The 1,923-nt window shown below is 34.3% G+C and carries 2 protein-coding genes; both read left to right on the top strand.

Annotated elements, in window-relative coordinates; translation table 11 throughout:
• Positions 1-726 (top strand): cysteine peptidase family C39 domain-containing protein (locus CHU92_RS00305; protein ID WP_129582949.1); only part of this gene is annotated, 726 nt, incomplete at its 5' end.
• A 7-nt stretch (positions 727-733) separates the two neighbouring features.
• Positions 734-1,249, top strand: coding sequence for a hypothetical protein (locus CHU92_RS00300; RefSeq protein ID WP_094411455.1), 516 nt, complete (start codon positions 734-736; stop codon positions 1,247-1,249).
• The last annotated feature ends 674 nt before the right edge of the window (positions 1,250-1,923 follow it).

Below are 1,923 nucleotides of genomic sequence, written 5' to 3'. Positions count from 1 at the left end.
CTTTGCAGCTTAGGTGCCGATTTAGGCGAGTTTTTACTCAAAAGAGCAAGAAGTAGTGCAAAAAATGCATTAGAATATGAGGATGAGATAAGGAAAAAACTAGATGATGGAACTATTGAAGATGGAAAGAAAACCCGTAAACTCACCGAAGCAGAGAAAGGGAGGTTTTTTGATGAGTTATATGTGGTGGCGGAGACTGGAAGTGAAGGAGACATTACAAAAACATTTTTTCACAATGCAAGAATTGCACTAAAAAAAGAAAAAGCATTAGGTAAAGTATTTGGACAATCAAAAGATTATACTTGTGCTTCAAGTTCTTTGAAAATGATTTTAGATGATTTTGGAATTGTGCGTTCGGAGGAGTTTTTAGCAGATTTAATATTTACTATTCATAAGGGAAAAGATAGAGGAGCCAGCATACTAGATATACCAAAAGGGTTTTTGAAAGATTCACGATTAAGTTCTTTAGAAGTTATTGCAAGAGGTGGAAGTAAAGATATGGTAAGTGTAGATGCTCTTGAAAAACTGCTTAAAAAACCTGGCAGAAAAGCTGTTGTGAGCATCTTTTTTAAAGATTTTGGTGCTCATGCAGTGGTAGTTGATAAAATTGAAAATGGCAGAGTTTTTTTAAGAGACCCATTGCCAATTTATAAAGGCTCGTCTTATAGCGTATCTTTAAAGGATTTTAAAAGAGTGTTTAACAAAAAGTTTATAACCATAAAATAACAGAAACATGACAGAAAAAGAAAGAATTTTAAATAATAATAATGGGGAAATACCACAAGGGGCTTATGACATTGTAAGGGTAAAAAATATTCCTAACCCAGAACAAGAATTGAATACTTTTAAACAAACCATTATTACATTTTTAGAAAATAAAAATTTAAAACCTGATAATAAAAAATGGGAAGAATTATTACCCAAAGCTTTGGTAGAGTTTACCAATCAACTAAACGATGATGATTTTCATAAGGATGATTTATTATATAGTATAGGTAGTATTATTAGTCAATTACAAGATGTAGATGTTAAAGAATGGGAATGGTATAGTTCAAAAGTTACTAAAAATGGTTTTGATGTATATATTAAAGGTGAATTCTATGGTATATTTTTGCCAATGATTCATCAGCAAGGAATTCCACATGCAAATTTATTTATTGTAACAGATGGAAAAGAATATCCCACAAAAGGACGAACAGATGTACTTACTTATAGAAAATGGAATCCTAATACATTAAAATTAGATTAAAAACACAACCGCCCCAAAGGTGGTTTTTTCATAAAAACGCACCAACCGAAGAGACGAACCTTGGGCAAAAGAACGCTCTGAATTTTACTCTACGCCAATGAAAATAAAGCTTTTTGGCATAACTTCGTAAAAACAGGCGAATATGTTTTAGATGCTGTAACTACCCTTTCGGGTATAGGCAACCTGGCCAAGTTTCACCACCTGGCACAGCTGGGGCGGGCAACCACTACACTGGCCACGCTGAAACTTGGCGCCGGCGTTGTAGAAATTACAAGCGGTGTAACAAACATACTGATAAAACTTACAGATTTTGAAGATACTGAAACCGGGCAGGCCCTGCGGGAGTACCTGCTTTACCTGGAGCTCTTATCACTGGGGGCTGAGCTAACGGCTGCCATAAAAAAAAGGTTACAGCAGAGCGCTAAAAAACTGGTTGACAATGAAGAAATAATTGCAAAAAAATTAGATGAACTTGTAATACAGGATGGAAACACAACCCGTAAACTCACCGAAACAGAAAAAGGGAAGTTTTTTGATGAGTTATATGAGGTGGCGGAGGTTGAGAGAAAACTTGGTGATTTTATCATGCATAGTGGAGATGATATTTCTGAAAAATTTATAAAAGGAATTTTAGTACACGACAAAAAACATAATTGATTAAAAATCAATAAAAT

Source organism: Flavobacterium cyanobacteriorum (assembly GCF_002251835.1).
Classification (GTDB): Bacteria; Bacteroidota; Bacteroidia; order Flavobacteriales; family Flavobacteriaceae; genus Flavobacterium; species Flavobacterium cyanobacteriorum.
The sequence above is the reverse complement of the archived record's forward strand: the minus strand, read 5'-3'. Positions and strand labels throughout refer to the sequence as shown.

What these genes read in the sequence shown, in the direction of transcription:
- CHU92_RS00300 (WP_094411455.1), top strand. Translation starts at nt 734, where the DNA reads ATGACAGAAAAAGAAAGAATTTTAAATAATAATAATGGGGAAATACCA.